The organism is Labedella gwakjiensis, assembly GCF_003014675.1.
Classification (GTDB): Bacteria; Actinomycetota; Actinomycetes; order Actinomycetales; family Microbacteriaceae; genus Labedella; species Labedella gwakjiensis.
Genome location: NZ_PYAU01000001.1, coordinates 3,278,997 through 3,293,389, shown reverse-complemented (window position 1 = coordinate 3,293,389; position 14,393 = coordinate 3,278,997). Strand labels below are relative to the sequence as shown.

Genomic DNA, 14,393 nt, shown 5'->3' with positions numbered 1-14,393 from the left:
TCAGTCCTCACGTTCGCCGGAGAGAAGGAGATACAGGACGGCCATGCGCGCCGAGACACCGTTCGCGACCTGCTCGCGCACCGTCGACTGCGCGGAATCCGCTGCTCGGGAGGAGATCTCGAGGCCGCGGTTCATCGGGCCGGGGTGCATGACAATCGTATCCGGGCCGAGACGCGCGAGGCGTTCGTCGTCGAGTCCCCAGCGCCTCGCGTACTCGTGCGGGCTCGGGAAGAACGCGTCGTTCATCCGCTCCGTCTGGATGCGGAGCATCATGACCACGTCGGGGTGCGTCGTGAGGGTCGCATCGAGATCGTAGGAGGTCTCGGCCGGCCATCCCGTGAGGTCGAGCGGAATGAGTGTCGGCGGGCCCACGAAGACCGTGCGCGCGCCGAGAGCGGAGAGGAGCCACACGTTCGATCGGGCCACTCGCGAGTGCAGGATGTCACCCACGATGGCGACCGTGATGCCGTCGAGGCCGCGACCCCTGCTCGCCGAGCCGTGGATCCGTCGCCGCATCGTGAAGGCGTCGAGGAGCGCCTGCGTCGGGTGTTCGTGCGTGCCGTCTCCGGCGTTCACGATGCCCGCGTCGATCCATCCGCTCGCCGCGAGCGTGTGCGGCGCGCCGGACGCCCCGTGACGGATGACGACGGCATCCGCCCCCATCTCCTCGAGGGTCTGAGCCGTGTCCTTCAGGCTCTCTCCCTTCGAGACGCTCGATCCCTTGGCGCTGAAGTTGATGACGTCGGCCGAGAGCCGCTTGGCCGCGGCCTCGAACGAGATGCGCGTGCGCGTCGAGTCCTCGAAGAACAGATTGACGACGGTCTTGCCGCGCAGGGTCGGAAGCTTCCGCACCTCACGGGTCTGGGTCTCTGCCATGTCCTCGGCGACGTCGAGGATGTGGATGGCCTCGTCGCGGGAGAGGTCTCGCGTGGACAGGAGGTGGCGCATCAGGACTCCCCTCCATCGGTCGAGCGGCCCTGCTCGATCGAGACGGATTCTTCGCCGTCGACGTCCTCGAGACGCACGTAGATGCGCTCGCTCGGTGACGACGGCAGGTTCTTGCCCACGAAGTCCGGGCGGATCGGGAGCTCGCGATGTCCGCGATCGACGAGCGCCGCGAGGCGCACGGCCCGCGGACGGCCGATGTCGCCGAGCGCGTCGAGGGCGGCACGGATGGTGCGTCCCGAATAGAGGACGTCGTCGACGAGGACGACCGTCGCACCGTCGATACCACGCGGCGGGATCGAGGTCGGCGCCGGTGCGCGCGTGGGGTTCCGCGAGAGATCGTCGCGGTACATCGTCACGTCGAGCGAGCCCGTGGGGACGTCCGTCCCGGAGAAGTCGGAGACGAGACCGGCGATCCGGCGACCGAGGATGACGCCGCGCGTCGGGATGCCGAGGATGACCAGATCCTCCGCTCCGCGATTGGATTCGAGGATCTCGTGCGCGATGCGGGTCAGCGCCCGCGAGATGTCAGCATGCTGCAGCACGACGCGTGCACTCATGTCCGACTCCCTTCTCCGCCTCTCGGACGGTGTTAAAGGTTGTCTCGTTGCTCTGGCGAGCCTATCAGCCCGCCGACGTGGCTCGTCCCGAGCGAGCGCGCGCGTTGCAGATGGCGCCGTCGCACGGGAGGAGTTCCCCCGGAATCAGGAGGCCTGCTGCGCGATGCGTCCGAGCAGACCGTTGATGAAGCTCGGCGAGTCGTCCGTCGAGTACTCCTTGGCGGCCTCGACGGCCTCGTCGATCGCCACGCCCGTGGGGATCTCCTCGTTGAAGAGGACCTCCCAGACGCCGATGCGCAGGATCGCCCGATCGATCGCGGGCATACGCTCGAGGGACCAGCCCTGGGAGAACGTCTCGATCTGTTCGTCGATCTCGACCTGGTTGTCGATGACGCCGTCCACGATGTCGCGAGCGTACAGCCACGACGCCGCACGGTCAGGTTCGCTCGCCGCCCGCCCGGCCTCAGCCGAGAGCGCCTCGGCCGGGGTGATCCGACGCACGTCGGCCGAGTAGAGGATGTCGAGCGCGCGCTTGCGCGCCTTCGTCCGAGCGCCCACTAGTCGGTGACCCGGCCCAGGTAGTCGCCCGTGCGCGTGTCGACCTTGACGCGCGTGCCGGTCTCGACGAAGAGCGGCACCTGGATCTGATGTCCCGTCTCGACGGTCGCCGGCTTGGTGCCGCCCGTGGAACGGTCTCCCTGGAGGCCCGGCTCCGTGTAGGTGATCTCGAGCACGACGGAGGCGGGGAGCTCGACGTAGAGCGGGTTGCCGTTGTTCATGGCGACTGTCGCCATCTGGTTCTCGAGCATGAAGTTCGCGGCATCGCCGACGATCTCGCTCGGGACGGTGATCTGGTCGTAGTCGCTCGTGTCCATGAACACGAAGCCGGAGCCGTCGTTGTACAGGTACTGGTAGTCGCGGCGGTCGACGTTCTCCGTCTCGATCTTCGCGCCGGCGTTGTACGTCTTGTCGACGACCTTGCCCGTCATGATGTTCTTGAGCTTCGTGCGCACGAAGGCGCCGCCCTTGCCCGGCTTGACGTGCTGGAACTCGATGACGGACCACAGCTGTCCGTCGATGTTGATGACGACGCCGTTCTTGATGTCAGCGGTTGAAGCCATGGGGATGTCCGTTCGATACGCGTTCAGGGAGCAGCGGTCGTGAACCGCGGAGGGGCCGGAGACGGCCAGCAGCCGAGTCTACCGTAGGGCCGGGGAGCCGGTCAGGAGCGGCCGACGATGTGCAGCAGGGCGAGGCGGTACGAGTCGAAGCCGAATCCGGCGATCACGCCGGATGCAACGCCCGAGATCACGCTCGTGTGGCGGAACTCCTCACGGGCGTGCGGGTTCGAGATGTGGACCTCGATGAGGGTCCCTCCCGGCTTCGTCACGAGAGCCGCCGCGTCCCTCAGCCCGTAGCTGTAGTGGGTGAACGCCGCCGGGTTCAGGATCACCGGCGAGCTCGAGTCGACGGCCTCGTGCAGCCAGGAGATGAGCGTCGCCTCGTCGTCGGTCTGACGGAGGTCGAGGTCCCACCCGTCCGGGAGGGACGTGACGAGCGACGCCTCGAGGGCCGCGAGGTCGGCCGAGCCGTAGACGTCGGGCTCGCGGCTGCCGAGGCGCCCGAGGTTCGGGCCGTTGAGGACGAGGACGGTCGGCATGGCTACGAACCTACCTCCTGCCACGCCGTGAAGAGGAGGGACTGGTCGGGCGCCGTGAGGACGGTCGGCCGCGCGATGTCGTCGAGCACGATGAAGCGGAGCAGCCCCGCACGCGCCTTCTTGTCGCGCTGCATCGTCGCGAGAAGCGTGTTCCAGCGTCCGACCGGGTAGTCGATCGGCAGATCGAGTGACGAGAGGACCGAACGGTGCCGGTCCACGACGGCGTCGGACAACGGGCCGGACAGACGACCGAGCTCGGCCGCGAACACCATGCCGATCGCCACGGCCGCTCCATGCCGCCACTGGTAGCGCTCGGCGTGCTCGATCGCGTGTCCGAGCGTGTGACCGTAGTTGAGGATCTCGCGACGGCCCTGCTCGGTGAAGTCCTCGCTCACGACAGCGGCCTTGAGCGCGATCGACCGCTCGACGACCTCGCGGAACTGGTCCGTCGTCGGGTCGGTGACGCGCGCGACGTCGTCCTCGATCACCTCGAGGATGCGCGGGTCGCCAATGAATCCGCACTTCACGATCTCCGCGAAGCCCGCGAGGATCTCGTTCCGCGGCAAGGTGCCGAGAAGGTCGAGGTCGGCGACGACGGCGGCGGGAGCGTGGAACGCGCCCACGAGGTTCTTCCCCTCGTTCGTGTTGATGCCGGTCTTGCCTCCGACGGCCGCATCGACCATGCCGAGCACCGTCGTCGGGATCTGCACGACCGCGACACCGCGGAGCCACGTCGCCGCGACGAACCCGGCGAGATCGGTCACCGCCCCTCCGCCGAGTCCGATCACCGCGTCGCTCCGCGTGAAGTCGGCCTGCCCGAGGATCTGCCAGCAGAACGCCGCGACCTCGACGCGCTTACCGGTCTCCGCGTCGGGGACCTCGGCGAGCAGGGCCTCGAGCGAGGAATCGAGGAGTCTCGCCCGTAGCTTCGCGGCCTCGGCTCCCAGCGTCGGCGGGTGCACGATGAGCACCTTGCGCACTCCGGTCCCGAGCGCGTCGACAACACGGTCCAGGATGTCGCGCCCCACGTGCACGTCGTAGCCGTCGGTTCCCCCGACGTGGATGGGAGAGGAGTCCGCGCGCCCCGTGGGCGAGCCCTGCGTGTTTCCGGTGGTCATATCCGTCCTTTCGCCCAGTGCGCGATCTCATCGGCGATCCGCGAGATCGGGAGCGTCGATGTGTCCCACGTGGCCGTCGCGAGCCGCTCATAGAGGGGCTTCCGCTCGGCGAAGATGCGTTCCCACGACTCGACGCCGTCCGTGAGGAGAGGCCGATTCGATCCGGCGATCCGCGATCGTACGGCCTCGGGGCTCACCGTCAAGTAGACGACGGTCGCTGCGGAGAGCAACTCGGCCGTCGAGGGGTGGACGACCGCTCCGCCTCCGAGCGAGACGACGGAACGCTTCGCCACGGCCCGTGCGACGGCGTCACGTTCGTACTCGCGGAAGGCGTCCTCGCCCTCGCGCTCGAAGATCGCAGGGATCGGGCCGTGCGCGGACACGACGACACGATCGGTGTCGCTGAAGGGCATCCCCAGCAGGCGGGCGACGCGGCGTCCGATCTTCGACTTGCCCGCAGCCATCGGGCCGATCACGACGAGGGCCCGAACGTCGAGGGGCCGGGCGTCATGGGACCGAGCGTCGACCTCAGGCACCGGTCGGGGCCGCCTCGACGCCGTCCTCGCCGAGACGCGCGTCCGACGCGGCGGCCGTCCGCAGCTCCTCCGGGATGGCCGCGAGGTACGACTCGAGGTTCCGGCGGGTCTCCCCCACCGAGTCGCCCCCGAACTTCTCGAGCACGGCGTCGGCCAGCACGAGCGCTACCATCGCCTCGGCGACGACGCCCGACGCGGGGACGGCGCAGACGTCCGAACGCTGGTGGTGGGCCGTGGCCGTCTCACCGGTGGCGACGTCGACGGTGCGCAGCGAATGCGGGACCGTCGCGATGGGCTTCATTCCGGCACGGACCCGCAGAACGGTTCCCGTGCTCATGCCGCCCTCGGTGCCGCCGGCGCGATCCGTCGAGCGGACGATGCCGTCCTCACCGATGAAGAGTTCGTCGTGAGCGCGCGATCCGCGGCGCGTGGTCGTGAGGAAGCCGTCGCCGACCTCCACTCCCTTGATCGCCTGGATCCCCATGAGCGCCTGGGCGAGACGCCCGTCGAGGCGGCGGTCCCAGTGCACGTGGGAACCGAGGCCTGGGGGCAGACCGAAGCCGAGGACCTCCACGACACCCCCGAGGGTGTCGCCATCCTTCTTCGCGTCGTCGACCTCGGCGACCATCGCGGCGCTCGTCTCGGCGTGGAAGCACCGCAGAGGATCGGCATCGAGTGCCGCCACGTCGTCCGGTCCGGGCAGAGGCGCGTCCTCTGGCACGCGCACGGGCCCGATGGAGAGCGTGTGGCTCACGAGGCGGATGCCCAGCTCGGACAGGAACGACCGCGCGACCGAGCCGAGGGCGACGCGCGCGGCGGTCTCGCGGGCGCTCGCGCGCTCGAGGATCGGCCGGGCCTCGTCGAAGTCGTACTTCTGCATCCCGACGAGGTCGGCGTGTCCGGGACGGGGGCGGGTGAGGGGCGCGCTGCGCCCGCGCGAACGCTCCGTCGTCTCGACGGGCTCGGCGCTCATGACCTCGCTCCACTTCGGCCATTCGGTGTTGCCGACCCGCAGAGCGACAGGACTGCCGAGGCTCAGCCCGTGTCGGACACCTCCAGAGAGGGAGAGCTCGTCTTCCTCGAACTTCATCCGGCTGCCTCGGCCGTAGCCGAGCTTGCGGCGGGCGAGATCCTCGCGCATGGCCGCGAGCGAGACGGGCACGCCGGAGGGCAGTCCCTCGAGGATCGCGATGAGTTCCGGGCCGTGGGATTCCCCGGCTGTGAGCCAACGAAGCATGGTCCCATCCTTCCACAGCGCGGGCGGCGGCCCGTCCCTGTGACGGCGGCCGTCGGCCTCAGCGAAGCGACGTGACGACCCCGGAGGACGGCAGTCCGACGACGTCGAACATCGCGCGGGTCACCGGTCCGACCGCGTCGCCCCATTCGCCCTCGTCGAGGCCGGCGAAGACACGGACCTGCTGGGCGGCCTGATGGACGAGCATCGACAGCCCGTGGACGACGGTCGCTCGCTCGGCGATGCCGCGCTCGACGAGCGCGCTGGGCCAGGGAGAGTACGCGACGTCGAGGACGACCGCGCCGGGGACGAGCGCCGCGAGCGGAAGGGCTGGCATGGCCGTTCCGCCCGGGAGGGTCGAGACGACGAGGTCTGCTCGAACCGCCGCCACGTCGGCGAGAGCGACCACGGTCACGTCGAGACCGAGCGAACGCGCGAGGCCGACCGTCTCCCCGGCGCGCTCCGGGGATCGGACCGCGAGGGTGAGGGAGACGGCGCCGAGCTCGACGGCCGCGACGACGGCGGAGGCCGCCGTCGCCCCGGCCCCGAGGACGAGGACGCGTCGGACGTCGTCCGGTAGGGCCGCGCGGACGGCATCGACGATCCCCGCGACATCCGTGTTCGATCCGCTGAGCGGAGCCTGTCCACCGCTCTCGGGCCAGACCAGGGTGTTGACGGCACCCGTCAGTTCAGCCGCACGATCCCGGGTGGTCGCGGCGACCCAGGCCTCTCTCTTGAGCGGCATCGTGATCGATACGCCGCGCCGTCGAGGGGGCGACGAGCTGAGGAAGTCGGTCAGCCCGCCAGCGACCACCTCGGTCCTGTCGTACTCGGCGTCGAAACCGATCACCTGGTAGGCGGCGCGGTGGAGTATCGGCGACCGCGAGTGCTCGATCGGCGATCCGATCACGCCGAAGAGCGGGACGGGCGTGTCATCATCCACGACGGGTCAACACCCGCTGTCGGGGTTGTCCGCGCACCAGGCCCTCAGCTGGGCGACGGCGGCGTCGTGTTCGGCGATCGTGTTGGAGAACACCGTCTCGCCGGTGTCGAGGTTCACCGTGACGAAGAAGATCCAGCTGCCGTCGGCCGGGTGCATCGCGGCGTCGATCGCGACGTCCCCCGGACTCGCGATCGGACCGACGGGGAGGCCGTCCCGCTGATAGGTGTTCCACGGGTTGTCGGAGCCGAGCGCCTCGGCCGACGACCATACCGAGCCCGACGCCTCGTTCACGCCGTACTGCGCCGTCGAGTCCATCTCGAGTCGCATGCCGTCGTCGAGGCGATTCTGGATCACACGGGACACCTTGTAGAAGTCGTCGGCCTGCCGTGCCTCGCGCTGGATGATCGAGGCGATGGTGAGGACGCGCTCACGGTCCTCCACCGGCACGCCGGCACTGTCGAGCGACGAGATCGTGCGGTCGACGAGCGTCTTGACGACCTGCGTGGCGGTGAGTCCCGGGTCGAACGTGTAGGTCGCAGGGAAGAGCCACCCCTCCATCGAGACGGCATTCTCCGGGACACCGTATTGCGTCGGGTCCTCGATCGCAGCCTCGAAATCCTCGACGGGGATGTCCGTAGCCGCCGAGAGCTCCTCGATGATGGTGGCGCCCGTGAGTCCCTCACGGATCACGGCCGTGCGTTCGATCTTGTTCGCGGGGTCCTGCAGCGCGTCGAGCGCCGACTGCGCACTCATCTCCTTCGCGAGTCGGTAGACGCCCGGCTGGAACACGACGTCCTCGTCCTGTGCGAGGAGGAGCTTATAGAACGCCTCAGCGGTCTTCGTGACCCCGGACGACGCGAGCGTGTCGGAGATGTCGGAGCCCGTCTCCCCGTCGGCGATCGTGACGAGAACCTCTCCCGTCCCGGAGCCCTCGAAGTCGTTGGGTTCCTCCCAGCCCATCACCGCTCGGATCTGCGGCTCGAACGTGTTCCAGACGTAGAGGCCGCTCGCGACGAGGCCCACGACGACGAGGAGCGCGATGATCGTGCCGATCAGGCCACGGCGACTCCTCTTCTCGCGCGGAGGGTACCCGTCGTCCTGGGCGGCGGCACGACGCGACGCGCGATCGGCCGCGACCGTCGGTTGTTCCGCGGTGGCCGTCCCCAGCAGGATGTGCGGGCGCTCCGTCTCCGCCGACTCGTCAGGCACCGAGACGGGCGAGCCGTCGGAGCCGCCGCGCGCGGTGTCGTCCGGACGCTCGGCGGCCGATCGCTGCCGTGCCTCCCGACGGGACAGAGGCTGGGGTGTCGTGGCACCACGTGCAGGATCGCCACCGGGGCCGACGGAGCGGGACGCGCCGTCCGCGGAATGCGACCCGTTCAGGAGGGCGGTGAACGGGTCCTGTTCTTCGGACGGAGCGTCCTTGTCTGGCGTTCGACTCATGGGGTGGGGGGAAGTTCCTCTGCATCGACGAGCGATCCGGGGGGCCGTCCCGTGCTGCGCTCGGTGTCGAGGGCCTGCTGCAAGATGACGACGGCGGCGATCTGATCCACGATCATACGGGACGACTTCTGGCTTCGACCCGAGGTGCGGAGCACCGAATTGGCCGAGACGGTGCTCAGCCTCTCGTCGACCAGCCGGACCGGCCGACCGACGGCACCGGCCACTCGCGCGGCGAAGCCTCGCGCGTCGTCCGTCGACGCCGTCTCGCGCCCCGACAGCGCGAGCGGGAGGCCCACGAGGATCTCCGCCGCGTCGTACTCGACGGCGAGCTCGACCACACGGGCCAGGTCCGAACCATCCGCAGCACGCCGCACGGTCTCGAGGGGCGTCGCGAGCATGCCGTGGAGGTCGGATCGGGCGACGCCGATCCTCGCCTTCCCGACGTCGATCCCGAGCCGCACCCCGGACCGGAAGGCGTCATGCACCACCGATCAGGCTCCGATGCCGCCGACGATCGCGGAGAGGGCCGCGTCGATCTTCGACACGTCGCTCCCGCCACCCTGAGCGAGGTCGTCCTTGCCGCCTCCGCCACCGCCGAGGACACCTGCAGCGATGCGCACGAGTGCGCCGGCCTTCGCACCGGCGGACCGAGCCGATTCGGTGGTCGCCACGATCACGACGGGACGTCCGGAGACCTCGGCCGCGAGAGCGACGACGGCCGCCTCGGATGCGAGCTTCGCGCGCACCTGGGTGGCGAGCGAACGCACCTCGTCTCCCGACCCGATCGATCCGAGGTTCTCCGCCACCACGAGGACGTCCCCGACCCGACGCGCCGCGGAGGCGAGAGTGGGCACACGCTCGGCGAGAGCGCGCGACTCGAACGCCTGGATGCGCTTCTCGGCCTGCTTGAGGCTCGAGACGAGGTCGGCGATCCGGTCGGGCAGCGATTCCCTCGGCGTCTTCAGGCTGCTCGAGAGCTGCGACACGATAGCCCGCTCGACGGCGAAGTCGCGGAACGCCTCCGGCCCGACCAGAGACTCGACGCGCCGGCTGGTGGAACCGACGGACGACTCGCTCACGAGGTTCACGATGCCGACTTCAGCACTCGTTCGTACGTGGGTGCCGGCGCACAGCTCGCGCGACCAGGGGCCGCCGATGTCGACGACGCGAACGACGTCGCCGTACTTCTCACCGAAGAGCGCCATGGCACCGAGCGACTTCGCCTCGTCGAGCGGCAGCTCGCGCGTGACGACCTCGAGGTTGTCCTGGATCGCGTTGTTGGCGATCTCCTCGATCTCCGAGCGCGTCTCGGGCGAGAGCGCCTGGTTCCAGGAGAAGTCGAGACGGAGGTACCCGGCCTTGTTGTACGAACCCGACTGATGAGCGTCCGGACCGAGGACCTGACGGATGGCGGCGTGGATGAGGTGGGTGCCCGAGTGGGCCTGACGCGCTCCCCTGCGGTAGTCCGGGTCGACGATGGACGTCGCCTCATCGTCGATCGCGACCTCGCCTGACGAGACCCGCACGGTGTGCGAGATCAGTCCCTTGACCGGTTTCTGCACGTCGAGGACCTCGAGCTCGTAGCCCGGCCCGACAATGAGACCCTTGTCCGCGTCCTGACCACCCGACTCCGCATACAGCGAGGTCTCGGCGAGGATCACTTCGGCGGTCTGGCCCACGCTCGCCCGCGAGACGGACTCGCCGTCCACGATGATGCCGAGGATGCGGGACGCGGTCTGCAGCTCGTCGTAGCCCGTGAAGACGGTCTCTCCCGCCCGACGGAACTCGCTGTATGCCGAGAGGTCGGCGAGCACCGACTTCTTCGCCTTCGCGTCGGCCTTGGCCCGCGTGCGCTGCTGGGTCATGAGGGTGTCGAACGCGTCGCGGTCGACGGTCAGGCCGGCCTCCTCGGCGATCTCGAGGGTGAGATCGATGGGGAACCCGTAGGTGTCGTGCAGGAGGAACGCGGTGTCACCCGGGAGCGCGGCTGTTCCGGCCGCCTTGGTCTTGTCCACCGCGAGGTCGAGGATCGTCGTCCCGCCGGCGAGCGTGCGGAGAAATGCCTCCTCCTCGCCGATCGCGGCGCGGGAGATCCGGTCGTAGTCGGTCTCGACCTCCGGGTACGCCGCCTTCATCGCATCGCGTGACACCGCGAAGAGTTCGGGGAAGGTCGCGCCGTCGACGCCCAGGAGGCGCATGGAGCGGACGCTGCGACGGAGAAGCCGGCGCAGGATGTAACCCCGGCCCTCGTTCGACGGGGTGATGCCGTCGCTCATGAGCATGAGGGACGAACGCACGTGGTCGGCGATGACGCGCATGCGGACGTCGTCCCCGTGATCGGCGCCGTAACGGCGGCCCGACAGCTGAGCCGCCATGTCGAGCACCGGACGGACCTGATCGATCTCGTACATGTTCTCGACGCCCTGCTTGAGGAATGCGACGCGCTCGAGGCCCATACCCGTGTCGATGTTCTTCCGCGGAAGGTCACCGGCGATGCGGAAGTCGACCTTGCTGCGAACGTCCTCGATCGCGTACTGCATGAACACGAGATTCCAGATCTCGACATAGCGGTCGTCGTCGGTCGCCGGGCCGCCGTCGGCTCCGTACGCCGGGCCACGATCGAAGAAGATCTCCGAGCAGGGGCCGGCGGGGCCGGCCTGACCCGTCGACCAATAGTTGGTGTCCTTGCCGAGGCGTTGGATGCGCTCATCGGGAAGCCCGGCGATCTGCTTCCAGAGGCGGATCGCCTCGTCGTCGTCCTCGTAGACGGTGACCCACAGGTCCTTCTCATCGAAGCCGTAGCCGCCGGCGGACTCGGGGCTGGTGAGGAGCTCCCACGCGTACCCGATAGCGCCTTCCTTGAAGTAGTCGCCGAAGGAGAAGTTGCCGTTCATCTGGAAGAAGGTGCCGTGACGCGGCGTCTTCCCGACCTCTTCGATGTCGTTCGTCCTGATGCACTTCTGCACGCTCGTCGCGCGGGAATACGGCGCGGGAACGAGCCCCGTGAGGTACGGGATGAACGGAACCATGCCTGCCACGGTGAAGAGCAGGGTCGGGTCATCGCTCACGAGCGAAGCGGACGGAACCACCGTGTGGCCGCGTGTTCCGAAGAAGTCGAGCCAGCGTTGCCGGATGTCAGCTGTCTGCATGGTTCCGTTCGAGTCGTTCGGGGCTCATGGCCCGGTGTTCGTGTGGTGGAGCCGGCGGAGCCGCCGACCCGTCAGTCCTTCGACAGCCTGTCGATGGCGTCTTCGGCCTCGCGGGTGACGTCTTCGAGCGAGGAGCGGAGTTCCGCCTCACGTTCCTTGTATGCGTCGGCGATGGAGTCGCCGAACTCGCGCATCTTGTCGTCGAGGTCAGCGAAGAAGGCGTTGCCCCGCTGGGACTTGTTGACCTGGTGGGCGACGACGAACCCGCCGATGATGCCGAGGATGAGGTAGGCGATGGACTTCATGGAACTGCTCCTCCGGGGACGTCGATCTGCGGTGCCGGCCAAGAATCCATCCTAGTCGGCGACCCGATGCGAGGGCACCGACCGGCGGGACGCCGCTTCCCCGAGGACGACGAAGGGGGCCACGGCGAACCGTGACCCCCTTCGAGTGATGACTGACGTGTCAGCGCGCCGCGTAGTACTCGACGACGAGCTGGACTTCGCAGGTCACGGGGACCTCTGCACGCTTCGGGTCGCGCACGAGGCGCGCCTGGAGCTTGTCGAGCTCGACCTCGAGGTAGCCCGGGACCTTGGGGAGGACGTCGGCGTGTCCGCCGGCTGCCGCCACCTGGAAGGGCTCGGTGCCCTCGCTACGAGCCTTGACGTGGATGAGCTGACCCGGCTTCACGCGGAAGGAGGGACGGTCGACGATCTTGCCGTCGACGAGGATGTGGCGGTGCACGACCATCTGACGCGCCTGCGCCGTGGTGCGGGCGAGGCCGGCGCGCAGGACGAGGGCATCGAGACGGTGCTCGAGGATCTCGACGAGGTTCTCACCCGTGAGGCCCTTCGTGCGACGAGCCTCCTGGAAGGCGATGCGGAGCTGCTTCTCACGGATGCCGTACTGGGCGCGGAGACGCTGCTTCTCGCGCAGACGAACGGCGTAGTCCGAGTCGGCCTTGCGCTTGGAACGGCCGTGCTCACCCGGAGCGTACGGACGCTTCTCGAGGTAGCGGGCGGCCTTCGGGGTGAGCGCGATGCCGAGCGAACGCGACAGGCGGGTCTTGCTACGGGTACGTGACTTGGTAGACACGGTTTCCTTTCGGATGGAATTCTCTGACGTCTCCATGGCGCCGTCGGCGACATGGGTCGGAGTGCGTACGCGCACCCCGGAAAGTTCACGGGGGAACCTTCCGAACGATTCGGTCCGTCCGCGCCGGCAGACTGAAAGCACAGCAGCACGGATCGGTCGATGTTCGGTTGTAAGAGGGTTCGGACCTGGGCCGCTCGGCTACAGAGCGCATCCCGTCGGTCGTCGTCGCGCAGCCGCACGCTTCGATCGGACCTAGGCCGTCGACAATCCTAGCACGGGGCGGTGGTGATGCTGTTGCGCTGTGGCGGTCTCATCCCGTGATGCCGCGGATGATGCGACGGAGCTTCTCGAGCCGGGATCCGACCTCCCGCTCGTGACCGTGCGTGGTCGGTCGATAGTACTGGGCCGTGCGGAGTTCGTCAGGGAGGTACTGCTGCGCCACGACCCCCAGATCGGCGTCGTGCGGGTAGACGTAGCCCTTGCCGTGGCCGAGCCGCTTCGCACCCGCGTAGTGGGCGTCGCGCAGGTGGAGAGGGACACGCCCGAACGCACCGGCCCGCACGTCGGCGATGGCCGCGTTGATGCCGTTGTAGGCCGCGTTCGACTTCGCCGCCGTCGCGAGGTAGACCGTGGCTTCCGCGAGCGGGATTCGCCCCTCCGGCATCCCGATGAGCTGAACCGCGTCCGCGGCCGCGACCGCGATCGGCAGGGCCTGGGGGTCGGCCATGCCCACGTCCTCCGACGCCGAGATGATGAGGCGACGGGCGATGAATCGCGGGTCCTCCCCTGCCTCGATCATGCGCGCCAGGTAGTGCAGCGAGGCGTCGACGTCCGAGCCCCTGATCGACTTGATGAAGGCGCTGATGACGTCGTAGTGCTCGTCGCCGTTCTTGTCGTAGCGCAGGAGAGCCCGGTCCACCGCGGTCGACACGATGTCGGCCGTCACGACGGCGCGCTCCTCCTCCTCGGCGACGGCGCCGGCCGAGAAAGCCGCGGCCTCGAGGGCGGTGAGGGCCCGACGCGCGTCCCCGGAGGCGAGACGCACGATCGCGTCCTTCGCCTCGTCGTCGACGTCGACCCGGCCGCCGAGCCCGCGCGGGTCCTCGATCGCCCGGTCGACGAGGAGGCGGAGGTCCTCGTCTGACAGCTGCTGGAGGGTGAGCAGGAGAGACCGGGAGAGGAGCGGGGAGATGACCGAGAAGGACGGGTTCTCCGTCGTCGCCGCGATGAGGATGACCCAGCCGTTCTCGACGCCGGGAAGGAGGGCGTCCTGCTGCGCCTTGGTGAAGCGATGGATCTCGTCGAGGAAGAGGACGGTCGACAGGCCGTAGAGATCGCGCCCGGAGAGCGCCTCCTCCATCACCTGACGCACGTCCTTGACTCCCGCCGTCACGGCGGAGAGCTCGACGAAGCGGCGTCCGGACGAGTGCGCGATCGCCTGGGCGATGGTCGTCTTCCCTGTACCCGGCGGCCCCCACAGGATGACGGACACCGATCCCTTGGTCCCCTCCGTGTCGCTCGCGAGGCTCCAGAGCGGAGAGCCCGGCCCGAGGAGATGGCGTTGGCCGGCGACCTCGTCGAGGCTGCGCGGGCGCATGCGCACCGCGAGCGGGGACGAGCCCGGGTGCAGTCCGGGCGCAGAGGAGGCCATGCAACCAGGCTACTGGCCGGGCCCGACACCGGGGCCGAGCGTGTCTGTTCTGGCCACTC

The 14,393-nt window shown here is 68.9% G+C and carries 14 protein-coding genes and 1 pseudogene; all 15 read right to left on the bottom strand.

All coding sequences use genetic code 11. The annotated features are described in order from the left end of the window. A complete protein-coding gene (locus CLV49_RS15480) occupies nucleotides 1-948 on the bottom strand; it encodes an aspartate carbamoyltransferase catalytic subunit (RefSeq protein WP_106564336.1) in 948 nt (315 codons plus the stop codon). Continuing rightward, nucleotides 948-1,574 (bottom strand): annotated as a pseudogene (gene pyrR, locus CLV49_RS15475) (bifunctional pyr operon transcriptional regulator/uracil phosphoribosyltransferase PyrR); the annotation flags it as partial. The pseudogene pyrR and the gene CLV49_RS15480, both read right to left, overlap by 1 nt. Before the next feature lie 75 nt (nucleotides 1,575-1,649). After that, on the bottom strand, nucleotides 1,650-2,063 hold the full coding sequence (nusB, locus tag CLV49_RS15470; RefSeq protein ID WP_106564334.1) for a transcription antitermination factor NusB: 414 nt from the start codon (nucleotides 2,061-2,063) through the stop codon (nucleotides 1,650-1,652). Beyond that, nucleotides 2,063-2,626, bottom strand: a complete 564-nt coding sequence (gene efp / locus CLV49_RS15465) for an elongation factor P (protein WP_106564333.1) — start codon at nucleotides 2,624-2,626, stop codon at nucleotides 2,063-2,065. Before efp ends, nusB begins: the two co-directional genes overlap by 1 nt. Nucleotides 2,627-2,727: 101 nt before the next feature. Beyond that, nucleotides 2,728-3,165 carry a type II 3-dehydroquinate dehydratase gene (locus CLV49_RS15460; protein WP_106564332.1) on the bottom strand — a complete coding sequence of 146 codons (438 nt, stop codon included), beginning with the start codon at nucleotides 3,163-3,165 and terminating at the stop codon, nucleotides 2,728-2,730. Nucleotides 3,166-3,167: 2 nt separating this feature from the next. After that, nucleotides 3,168-4,283 (bottom strand): 3-dehydroquinate synthase, encoded by a 1,116-nt coding sequence (aroB, locus tag CLV49_RS15455; protein ID WP_106564331.1) that lies wholly within the window; start codon nucleotides 4,281-4,283, stop codon nucleotides 3,168-3,170. Further along, entirely contained in the window at nucleotides 4,280-4,819 is a 540-nt protein-coding gene (locus CLV49_RS15450; RefSeq protein WP_243696531.1) for a shikimate kinase, read from the bottom strand. The genes aroB and CLV49_RS15450 overlap by 4 nt, the downstream gene beginning before the upstream one ends. Then, nucleotides 4,812-6,056, bottom strand: coding sequence for a chorismate synthase (aroC, locus tag CLV49_RS15445; protein ID WP_106564330.1), 1,245 nt, complete (start codon nucleotides 6,054-6,056; stop codon nucleotides 4,812-4,814). The genes CLV49_RS15450 and aroC overlap by 8 nt, the downstream gene beginning before the upstream one ends. Nucleotides 6,057-6,114: 58 nt before the next feature. Beyond that, entirely contained in the window at nucleotides 6,115-6,996 is an 882-nt protein-coding gene (locus tag CLV49_RS15440; RefSeq protein ID WP_106564329.1) for a shikimate dehydrogenase family protein, read from the bottom strand. A gap of 6 nt (nucleotides 6,997-7,002) precedes the next feature. Continuing rightward, nucleotides 7,003-8,439, bottom strand: a complete 1,437-nt coding sequence (gene mltG, locus CLV49_RS15435) for an endolytic transglycosylase MltG (RefSeq protein WP_106564328.1) — start codon at nucleotides 8,437-8,439, stop codon at nucleotides 7,003-7,005. Next, the gene (ruvX, locus tag CLV49_RS15430; RefSeq protein ID WP_243696532.1) at nucleotides 8,436-8,927 is read right to left on the bottom strand and encodes a Holliday junction resolvase RuvX; all 492 of its coding nucleotides are present in this window, start codon (nucleotides 8,925-8,927) and stop codon (nucleotides 8,436-8,438) included. Before ruvX ends, mltG begins: the two co-directional genes overlap by 4 nt. 3 nt (nucleotides 8,928-8,930) lie before the next feature. Beyond that, entirely contained in the window at nucleotides 8,931-11,588 is a 2,658-nt protein-coding gene (alaS, locus tag CLV49_RS15425; RefSeq protein ID WP_106564327.1) for an alanine--tRNA ligase, read from the bottom strand. 71 nt (nucleotides 11,589-11,659) lie between these two features. Then, nucleotides 11,660-11,893 carry a hypothetical protein gene (locus CLV49_RS15420; RefSeq protein ID WP_106564326.1) on the bottom strand — a complete coding sequence of 78 codons (234 nt, stop codon included), beginning with the start codon at nucleotides 11,891-11,893 and terminating at the stop codon, nucleotides 11,660-11,662. A gap of 160 nt (nucleotides 11,894-12,053) precedes the next feature. Further along, nucleotides 12,054-12,683, bottom strand: a complete 630-nt coding sequence (gene rpsD, locus CLV49_RS15415) for a 30S ribosomal protein S4 (RefSeq protein WP_106565157.1) — start codon at nucleotides 12,681-12,683, stop codon at nucleotides 12,054-12,056. A gap of 310 nt (nucleotides 12,684-12,993) precedes the next feature. Next, nucleotides 12,994-14,334, bottom strand: coding sequence for a replication-associated recombination protein A (locus CLV49_RS15410; protein ID WP_106564325.1), 1,341 nt, complete (start codon nucleotides 14,332-14,334; stop codon nucleotides 12,994-12,996). Between the last annotated feature and the right edge of the window lie 59 nt (nucleotides 14,335-14,393).

What these genes read in the sequence shown, in the direction of transcription:
- CLV49_RS15480 (WP_106564336.1), bottom strand. Translation starts at nt 948, where the DNA reads ATGCGCCACCTCCTGTCCACGCGAGACCTCTCCCGCGACGAGGCCATC.
- efp (WP_106564333.1), bottom strand. Translation starts at nt 2,626, where the DNA reads ATGGCTTCAACCGCTGACATCAAGAACGGCGTCGTCATCAACATCGAC.
- CLV49_RS15460 (WP_106564332.1), bottom strand. Translation starts at nt 3,165, where the DNA reads ATGCCGACCGTCCTCGTCCTCAACGGCCCGAACCTCGGGCGCCTCGGC.
- aroB (WP_106564331.1), bottom strand. Translation starts at nt 4,283, where the DNA reads ATGACCACCGGAAACACGCAGGGCTCGCCCACGGGGCGCGCGGACTCC.
- aroC (WP_106564330.1), bottom strand. Translation starts at nt 6,056, where the DNA reads ATGCTTCGTTGGCTCACAGCCGGGGAATCCCACGGCCCGGAACTCATC.
- mltG (WP_106564328.1), bottom strand. Translation starts at nt 8,439, where the DNA reads ATGAGTCGAACGCCAGACAAGGACGCTCCGTCCGAAGAACAGGACCCG.
- alaS (WP_106564327.1), bottom strand. Translation starts at nt 11,588, where the DNA reads ATGCAGACAGCTGACATCCGGCAACGCTGGCTCGACTTCTTCGGAACA.
- CLV49_RS15420 (WP_106564326.1), bottom strand. Translation starts at nt 11,893, where the DNA reads ATGAAGTCCATCGCCTACCTCATCCTCGGCATCATCGGCGGGTTCGTC.
- CLV49_RS15410 (WP_106564325.1), bottom strand. Translation starts at nt 14,334, where the DNA reads ATGGCCTCCTCTGCGCCCGGACTGCACCCGGGCTCGTCCCCGCTCGCG.